Origin of the sequence: Pseudacidovorax intermedius (assembly GCF_001476815.1) — a bacterium.
Classification (GTDB): Bacteria; Pseudomonadota; Gammaproteobacteria; order Burkholderiales; family Burkholderiaceae_C; genus Xenophilus; species Xenophilus intermedius_A.
The window spans coordinates 20,349-29,129 of record NZ_LDSL01000067.1 but is presented as its reverse complement, the minus strand read 5'-3'; the positions used below and the strand labels follow the sequence as shown (position 1 = coordinate 29,129).

Sequence of the window (8,781 nt, the reverse complement as noted above, 5' to 3'; positions counted from 1 at the left end):
TGCTGGTGGACGACGAGCCGCTGGCCCGTGCCCGCCTGCGCACCCTGCTGGCCGAATGCCGCGTCCCGGCGGCGCAGGTGGTGGGCGAGGCGGGCGATGGCGAATCCGCGCTGGGCCTGCTGAAGAACGGCCCCATCGACCTGCTGCTGCTGGACATCGCCATGCCCGGGCTCGACGGGATGGCCGTGGCGCAGCGCCTGCGCGCGCAGCCGGAAGCGCCGGTGGTGGTGTTCGTCACCGCCCATGCCGCCCATGCCGTGGCCGCCTTCGACCTCGATGCGGCCGACTACCTGACCAAGCCGGTGCGCGCCGCGCGGCTGCAGGAGGCGCTGGCGCGGGCCGAGCGCCACCTGCGCCAGCGCCGGGCCGCGCCGCCGGCCGCCGATGCCGAGCACCTGCTCATCCAGGAGCGCGGCCGCATGGAGCGCGTGCCGCTCGCGGACGTGCTCTACCTCAAGGCCGAATGGAAGTACATCACCGTGCGCACTGCCGACCGCAGCCTGATCCTCGACGGATCGCTCAACGACCTGGAGACGCGCCACGCCGAGCGCTTCGTGCGGGTGCACCGCAACGCGCTGGTGGCGCGGCATGCGCTGCGCGCGCTGGAACGCCATGAGGGCGGCGACGAGCCCGAAGGCTGGGCACTGCGCCTGGCCGGCCTGCCGGAGGCGGTGCCCGTCTCGCGCCGGCAGCTGCCGGCCGTGCGCGATGCGCTGCGGGAGCGCGCCGAATGAGCGCGCCTGAGCCTACCCTCGTCGAACTGCCGCCCGCCGACGGCGACGCGCCGGCACCGTCCGCGGCCGACAGCGCCACCGAACGCGCCATCCGCGAGGCGGAGGAAGAGCGCGCCCGCGGCGCCGTGCCCCAGCCGGGCACCGACCCGCCGCGGCTTCTGCTGCACATGCCGGTGGACGTGCGCAGTGCCTCGCTGGTCATCCTGGGCGTGCTGGCCTGCGTGTACACGCTGCGCTGGGCGGCGGCGGTGCTGATCCCGCTGGCGCTGAGCCTGATGCTGGTCTACGCCCTGTCGCCCGTGGTCGACCGGCTGGAGCGCTGGCGGCTGCCGCGCTGGGCCGGCGCGGCAGTGCTGCTGCTGGCGCTGACCGGCGGCGCCGGCTGGACCGGCTATTCGCTCGCCGGCAGCGCCACCCAGCTGGTGGACGCGCTGCCCGCCGCCGCGCAGAAGCTGCGCAACGCCATCCGCACCAAGTCGGTCAAGGCCAGCCCGCTGGACACGGTGCAGCAGGCGGCCGACCACCTGGAACGCGCCGCCAACGAGGGCTCGCCCGCCAACTTCCGCCGCGGCGTGCAGCGGGTAATCGTCGAGCGGCCGCCCTTCAACGTGCGCGACTACCTCTGGAGCGGCACCGTCGGCCTGATGGAGGGCGCGGGGCAGGCCACGCTGGTGCTGTTCCTGACTTTCTTCGCGCTGTGCTCGGGCGACACCTTCCGGCGCAAGCTGGTCAAGATGGCCGGGCCCAGCCTGCACAAGAAGAAGGTCACGGTGCACGTGCTGGACGACATCAACGGCCACATCCAGCGCTACCTGCTGGTGCAGATCCTCAGCAGCGCGCTGGTGGGCGTGACCACCGGCCTGGCCTTCTGGGCGCTGGGGCTGGAGAACGCGGCCGTGTGGGGCATCATCGCCGGCGTCACCAACCTCATTCCCTACATCGGCTCGGTGCTGGTGCTGGGGGCGGCGGGGCTGGTGGCCTTCCTGCAGTTCGGCACCATCGGCATGGCGGTGCTGGTGGCGGGCACCTCGCTGCTGATCCACACCCTGGTGGGCAACCTGCTCGTGCCCTGGCTCACCAGCCGCACGTCGCGCATGAACCCGGTGGCGGTGTTCGTGGGCGTGATCTTCTGGGCCTGGATCTGGGGCGTGTGGGGCCTGCTGCTGGGCATGCCGATCATGATGGTCATCAAGTCGGTGTGCGACCGGGTGGACGACCTGCGGCCGGTGGGCGAGTTGCTGGGCGATTGAGTGGCCGCGCGGCTCGCGGCCCCCCGATGGCGGGCACTGCGCGGCAAAGCCGCGCGCCGGCCCCGCCGCTCAGCGCGCGCCCAGGCCCAGCGCGAAGGGCTGCATCAACCCCGTCATGGGTTTGGGCAGCGGATGCGCCAGTTCGCCGCGCTTGCTGGTTTTCAGGCCCAGCGACACCAGCGACTCCAGCAGCGTGACGCCGGCTGACACGCCGTCGATCACCGGCACGCCCAGTTCTTCCGACAGCGAGCGGCACAGGTCCGCCATGCCCGCGCAGCCGAGCACCAGCACGTCGCAGCCGTCCTCGTCCAGCGCGCGGCGGCATTCGTCGACGATGCGGGCGCGGGCGTTGGAGCGGGGGTCTTCCAGCTCCAGCACCGGCAGCTCGCAGGCCCGCACGCGGGCGCAGAAGCGGGCCATGCCGTAGGCCTCCGCCAGGTGGTGCGCCTGGCCCATGGTGCGCGCCAGCGTGGTGACCACGGTGAAGCGGCTGCCGATGAAGCTGGCCGCGTGCATCGCGGCTTCGGCGATGCCCAGCACCGGGCCGCGCGCCAGCTCGCGGGCGGCCTTCAGGCCCGGGTCGCCGAAGCAGGCGATCAGGTAGGCGTCCACGCCCGCCGCCTCGCCGGCCGCGATCTCGGCCAGCAGGCCGGGCGTGGCCAGAGCCTCGTCGTAATGGCTCTCGATGGAGACCGGCCCCATCGCCGGGCTCACGGCGATGACCTCGGTGCCCGGCCGCGCCGCGGCGCGGGCGCAGGCACCGATCTTGTCGGTCATGCTCTGGGTGGTGTTGGGGTTGATGACCTTGATGCGCATGGACAGGGCGTTTTCTTCGGGATCAGGAACGGCGGGACAGCAGGGCGTAGATGACGAAGCCCAGGCCCATGCCGATGAACCAGGCGTAGTTGGCGGCGCCGCGCCAGGCCGGCACCAGCACGCACAGGATCGGGATCAGGGCCGAGGGCACCATCGTGGCGACGGCCTTCAGGTTGTAGCCGTTGCTGTACCAGTAGCTGCCGGTGGGCTTCATGGTGTAGAGGTCGTCCACCACCACCTGCTGGTGGCGCACCAGGTAGAAGTCGGCGATCAGGATGCCGAACAGCGGCCCGATGAAGGAGCCCAGGATGTCCAGCGTGTAGTGGATCACTTCGGGGTTGTTGTACAGGTTCCAGGGCGTGATGAAGATCGAGCCCACGGCGGCGATCATGCCGCCGGTGCGCCAGCTGATGTGCTGCGGCGCCACGTTGGAGAAGTCGAAGGCGGGCGAGACGAAGTTGGCCACGATGTTGATGCCGATGGTGGCGATCATGAAGGTCAGCGCGCCCAGCACCACGGCGGTGGTGGAGTCGATCCTGCCCACGGTGTGCACCGGATCGGTGATCAGCTCCCCGAAGACGGGCAGCGTGGCGGCGGTGGTGATCACCGTCAGCAGCGAGAAAAACACGAAGTTGACCGGCAGGCCCCAGAAGTTGCCCTTCTTCACCGCGTCGAAGCTCTTGCCGTAGCGCGAGAAGTCGCCGAAGTTGAGCATCGGGCCGCTGAAGTAGCTCACCACCAGCGCGATGGCCGACAGCATCACCGGCAGCGCATCCCAGCCTTCGAACTTCACGCCGCCGAGGTTGAGGTCGATGTTCTGCCAGCCGGCCTTCCACACCAGCCAGCCGCACAGGATGGCCATCACCACGTACACGCCCGGGCCGGCCCAGTCGATGAACTTGCGGATGGCTTCCATGCCGTGCCAGAAGACGAAGGCCTGCAGCACCCACATCACCATGAACGCCACCCATCCCAGCGTCGACAGGCCCGCGAAGCCGTGCTGCGCCACGTCGGCATACGGCGCCAGGTTGGGAAAGAGGTGCAGCGCCATCACCATGAAGGCGGCCGAGGCCAGGTAGGTCTGGATGCCGTACCAGGCCACCGCGATCAGGCCGCGGATGATGGCCGGGATGTTGGCGCCCTTGACGCCGAACGAGGCGCGGCAGATCACCGGGTACGGCGTGCCGGTGACCTGGCTGGGCTTGGCCACCAGGTTGCAGAAGAACTGCACGATCACGATGCCCACCAGCAGGGCCACCAGCACCTGCCAGCTCGACAGGCCCAGCGCGAACAGGCTGCCCGCGGTGATGTAGCCGCCGACGCTGTGCACGTCGGACATCCAGAAGGCAAAGATGTTGTATTGGCCCCAGGTCTGCTGCCTGAGCGGCGCCAGGTCCTCGTTGGTGAGGGCCGGGTCGTAGCCGGGCTTGATGAGGGCGTGCGAGGCAGCGCCGCCGGCGGCGAGGGCTGACTCTGCCGCCGGGGCGGCGAGCGGGGTGGTGGTGGCCGTGTTCATGGGGGCTCCTGATCGGGATCGTTGGAGGGCAGCGCCAGATGCGCCGGATGGATCGCACGAATTGGGTGCATTATTTGTATACAAAAATTGGATCGCAAGCGGCGTGCCAACGCTTGGGGTTGGGAGATTCCCGTAGGGGAGCCGACGGTCCGGTGAGTGAAAGCGAGCGCAGGCTTACGTCAGCGGCGGTGGCTGGCCACGATAGTCAGGTGCCGGTCATCGGACCAGCGAAGGAGGTGCGGCCTTCAGGCGATTCCGCGCCGCGGTGCGACCGGCACCAGCGCGGCGCGCAGCCGCTGCACGTCCGCATCCGGCGCCGCCTCGGGTTCCAGCGCCCGCTCGACGTTGCCGATGTGCGCCAGCATCAGCATGCGGGCCCGGGCGGTGTCGCCGTCTTCCAGCGCCGCCACGATGGCGGCGTGTTCGGCGCAGGATTCGCTGGCTTCGTGCCGCGACTGGTACAGCGTGGCGGCCAGGGTGGTGCGCGCCGTCAGGTCGCGCAGCACGTCGGTCAGCAGGCGGTGGCCCATCTGCTCGGCCAGGCAGACGTGGAAGTCGGCCAGCAGGAAGGCGCGCGTGGCGGCGTCGGCGCCCTCGATGGCCAGCTGCTCGTCCCGCACGTGGGCGCGCAGCGTGCGGATCACCTGGGCGAGCGGCCGGCCCGCGTCGGCCAGGATGCCGGATTCGACGATGCGCCGCGCCGCGAAGGCGTCGCGCGCCTCCTCGGCCGAGGGCTGCACCACGAACCAGCCGCGCTTGCTCTGCACCTCCACGAAGCCGCGGGCCTGAAGCTGCATCAGCGCCTCGCGCACCATGGTGCGGCTGACGCCGAAGAGGTCGGCCAGGGCCTGTTCGCCCAGGCGCTGACCGGGCGCCAGCTTCTGCGCCAGGATCGCCTCCACCACCCGGCGGGCGATGGCGGTGGGGTTCACGGCGCTGTCGGCGTCGGCCATGGGCCGCATTCTCACCGGCCGTCGGCGTGGCCGAGGGCGGCGGCCTCGGGCGTGGCGGGCAGTTCGCCGTCCAGCACCCGGCGGGCACGTTCGCGGTCGATGTCGCCTTCCCAGGCGGCAATGGCCACGGTGGCCACGCAGTTGCCGACCAGGTTGCCCAGCGCACGGGCAATGCCCATGAACCAGTCCACCGACAGTACCAGCACCAGCCCGATGGCCGGGATGGCCGGAATCGCATGCAGCGTGGCTGCCAGCACCACGATGGCCGAGCCCGGCACGCCGTGCGCGCCCTTCGACGTCACCAGCGCGATGGCCAGGATGGTCAGCAGGTCGGCGGTGGAGACCGGCGTGTTGGTGGCCTGCGCGATGAACACCGCCGCCAGCGTGATGTAGATCGAGAAGGCGTCGAGGTTGAAGGAATAGCCGGTGGGAATGACCAGGCCCACCGTCGAATCGCGCACGCCCATGTGGCGCAGCTTGGCCATGATCTGCGGCAGCACGCTGTCCGACGAGGTGGTGGCGAACACCACGGCCAGCTCCTCGCGCAGGTAGCGCAGCAGCTTCCACAGCGAGAAGCCCGAGACGCGCATCACCAGCCCCAGCACCACGAACACGAAGAACAGCACCGCGCCGTAGAACAGCGCCACCAGCATGCCCAGCTGCTTGAGCGAGCCCACGCCGTAGCGGCCCACGGTGAAGGCGATGGCGCCCAGCACGCCCAGCGGCGCCAGCTTGATCAGGATACCCATGATCCTGAACAGCACCAGCGACAGCGTGTCTACCAGCTGCGCCACCGGCCGGCCGGTGTCGCCCAGCAGCGTGAGCGCGCAGCCGAAGAGCACGGCGAACAGCAGCACCTGCAGCACGTCGCCGGTGGCGAAGGCGCTGACCACGGTGGTGGGGATCAGCTTCATCAGGAAGTCCACCGTGCCGCCGCTGGTGAGCTTGTCGGCATTGGAGGCGTAGGCGCTCATGGCCGAGGCATCCAGCGCCTTCGGGTCCACGTTCATGCCCACGCCCGGCTGGAACCACCAGGCCAGCAGCAGGCCGAGCGCCAGGGCGACGGTGGTCAGCAGCTCGAAGTACACCAGTGCCTTCACGCCCACCCGGCCCACGCGCCGCAGGTCGCCCGCGCCGGCGATGCCGTGCACCACCACGCAGAACACCAGCACCGGGATGATCATCTTGATCAGCTTGATGAAGCCGTCGCCCAGCGGCTTGAGCTTGACGGCGAACTCCGGCGCGAGCAGGCCGGCGGCCACGCCAAGCGCCAGCGCGATGACGACCTGGCCGAAGAGAGAGCGGGCGAAGCGGAACATGGAAGGGCCTTCCGTGGGTATGCGGGCAAGCCCGGGCTGCGGCGCCCGGTCATGTCCATTAATCTTGCATGCAAGAAATGTAGGCAAGCGACGCATGCCAGCATCAGCGGGTAATCCCGGGTGCGTGCCGGGCTGCGACGCAGGACCGTGGGCACGCGCGGCACCGTGTTGCCGAAGAAGGAGACAACCCCGATGGACCGACTGCAGGCCATGGAAATGTTCGTGCGCGTGGCCGAGAGCGGCAGCTTCTCGCAGGCCGCGCGCGAGTTCCGCACCACGCAGCCCACGGTGACCAAGCAGGTCGCGGCCACCGAGCGGCGCCTGGGCGTGCGCCTGCTCAACCGCAACACCCGCGGCGTGAGCCTGACCGAGGCGGGCGCGCGCTATTACGAGAAGTGCAAGGCCATCGTGCGCGAGGTGCAGGCCGCCGACGACATCGCGCGGCAGGCACGCAGCGAGGCGCAGGGCCTGCTGCGCATCGGCACCTCGGTGGCCTTCGGCCGGCGCGTGGTGGTGCCGCTGGCGCTGGCCTTCATGCGGGCCCATCCGCAGGTGCAGGTGGACCTGAGCTTCGACGACCGCTACGTGGACCTGGTCGCCCAGGGCATCGACGTGGCCATCCGCATGGGCAAGCTGGCTGATTCGACGCTGGGCGCCCGCTACCTGGGCAGCAATCCGTGGGTGATGGCGGCATCGCCGGACTACCTGCAGGCCCACGGCGCGCCGGCCGCCGCGGCCGACCTGCCGGCGCACCAGGCGCTGATTTACAGCAGTGTGGTGGGCGACGACGTGTGGCGCCTGCACGGGCCGGGCGGCGAGGCGCTGACCGTGCCGGTGGCCGGGCGGCTGCGCTCCAACAACCTGTCGGCGGTGCTGGCGGCGGCGCGGGAGGGGCTGGGCATCGCCCTCATGCCGCGCTACGTGGCGGAAGAGTCACTGGCGCAGGGGCGGCTCGTGCCGGTGCTGGCCGACCACCGGCTGCAGGAGCAGGAGATCCATGCCGTCTTTCCCTCGCCGCGGCTGGTGCCGGCCAAGGTGGCGGCCTTCACCGCCTTCCTGCAGGGCCGCTTCGGCGAGGGATGGTGGCGCGCCGGCTGACGGCGGTGCCGGGAACGCTCAGGCGCGCGGTGCGTTGCCGTCCTCTTCGTTCGAGGCCATGAACAGCCCCCACGCCGCCATGAACAGCGCCGCCACCACCGGCCCGATCACGAAGCCACTGATACCGAACAGCGCCATGCCGCCGATGGTCGAGATCAGCACGATGTAGTCGGGCATCTGGGTGTCCTTGCCCACCAGGATGGGGCGCAGCAGGTTGTCGACCAGGCCGATCACGAACACGCCCACGAAGATCAGCACCAGGCCCTTGACGATGGCGCCGCTGGCCAGGAAGTAGATGGCCACCGGCGCCCAGATCAGCGCTGCGCCCACGGCCGGCAGCAGCGACAGGAAGGCCATCACCACGCCCCACAGCAGCGCGCCCTGCACGCCCAGCAGGGCGAAGGCCAGGCCGCCGATGGTGCCCTGCACCGCCGCCACCACCACGTTGCCCTTCACGGTGGCGCGGATGACGGTGGTGAACTTGTTGAGCAGGTAGTGCGTGTGCGGGCGGGCCAGCGGCACGGCCTCGCGAATTGTCTTCGACAGGTCCGCGCCGTCGCGCAGCAGGAAGAACAGCAGGTAGAGCATCACGAAGAAGCTCACCAGGAAGTCGAAGGTGTTCTGGCCGATGCTCACCGCCTGCGAGGCCAGCATCTGGCTGCCCTGGGCGGCGCCGGCGCTCAGCTTTTCCAGGATGGCCTCGAAGTTGCCCAGGCCGAAGCGGTCCAGCAGGTTGGTGGCCCAGCCGGGCAACGCACCGACGATCTGCTGGAAGTAGTTGACGAAATTGAGCTCGCCCGAGCGGATGCGCTGGGTGACCAGCACCACGTCCTGCACCAGCGTCACCGCGATCATCGACAGCGGAATGATCACGATCACCAGCACGATGGCCAGGGTGGCCAGCGCCGCCGGCGTGCGCCGCCGGTTGCCGAACTTGGTCAGCAGCCGCTTGTAGAGCGGCGTGAACAGGATGGCCAGCGCCACGCCCCACAGCACGGCCCCGAAGAAGGGCATCAGGATCCACACGAAGGCGACCGTGACGGCCGCCAGCAGGAACAGAAAGAAGCCGCGCTGCAGCTGAGGGGAATTCATGGT

At 70.1% G+C, this 8,781-nt stretch carries 8 protein-coding genes; 3 read left to right on the top strand and 5 right to left on the bottom strand.

Features of this window, described 5'->3' with window-relative positions:
- Window positions 1-2 precede the first annotated feature (2 nt).
- Together NS331_RS11740 and NS331_RS11735 are read left to right on the top strand one after the other, a co-directional pair.
- A complete protein-coding gene (locus NS331_RS11740) occupies window positions 3-734 on the top strand; it encodes a LytR/AlgR family response regulator transcription factor (RefSeq protein WP_058642176.1) in 732 nt (243 codons plus the stop codon).
- Window positions 731-1,984 (top strand): AI-2E family transporter, encoded by a 1,254-nt coding sequence (locus tag NS331_RS11735; RefSeq protein ID WP_058642175.1) that lies wholly within the window; start codon window positions 731-733, stop codon window positions 1,982-1,984. The genes NS331_RS11740 and NS331_RS11735 overlap by 4 nt, the downstream gene beginning before the upstream one ends.
- Window positions 1,985-2,053: 69 nt before the next feature.
- Here the strand turns inward: NS331_RS11735 and NS331_RS11730 are convergent, their stop codons facing one another.
- From NS331_RS11730 to NS331_RS11715, 4 genes are all read right to left on the bottom strand, one after another.
- Complete coding sequence (locus NS331_RS11730; RefSeq protein ID WP_058642174.1) at window positions 2,054-2,800, bottom strand: aspartate/glutamate racemase family protein; 747 nt, start codon at window positions 2,798-2,800, stop codon at window positions 2,054-2,056.
- Window positions 2,801-2,822: 22 nt separating this feature from the next.
- Window positions 2,823-4,316 (bottom strand): NCS1 family nucleobase:cation symporter-1, encoded by a 1,494-nt coding sequence (locus NS331_RS11725; RefSeq protein ID WP_058642173.1) that lies wholly within the window; start codon window positions 4,314-4,316, stop codon window positions 2,823-2,825.
- 245 nt (window positions 4,317-4,561) lie between these two features.
- Window positions 4,562-5,269, bottom strand: a complete 708-nt coding sequence (locus tag NS331_RS11720; protein WP_058642178.1) for a GntR family transcriptional regulator — start codon at window positions 5,267-5,269, stop codon at window positions 4,562-4,564.
- Between the two features lie 11 nt (window positions 5,270-5,280).
- On the bottom strand, window positions 5,281-6,588 hold the full coding sequence (locus NS331_RS11715) for a C4-dicarboxylate transporter DctA (protein WP_058642172.1): 1,308 nt from the start codon (window positions 6,586-6,588) through the stop codon (window positions 5,281-5,283).
- Window positions 6,589-6,780: 192 nt separating this feature from the next.
- Between NS331_RS11715 and NS331_RS11710 the strand changes: the two genes are divergently transcribed.
- Window positions 6,781-7,686, top strand: coding sequence for a LysR family transcriptional regulator (locus tag NS331_RS11710; RefSeq protein ID WP_058642171.1), 906 nt, complete (start codon window positions 6,781-6,783; stop codon window positions 7,684-7,686).
- Between the two features lie 18 nt (window positions 7,687-7,704).
- Here the strand turns inward: NS331_RS11710 and NS331_RS11705 are convergent, their stop codons facing one another.
- Window positions 7,705-8,778 (bottom strand): AI-2E family transporter, encoded by a 1,074-nt coding sequence (locus NS331_RS11705; protein WP_058642170.1) that lies wholly within the window; start codon window positions 8,776-8,778, stop codon window positions 7,705-7,707.
- Window positions 8,779-8,781 lie beyond the last annotated feature (3 nt).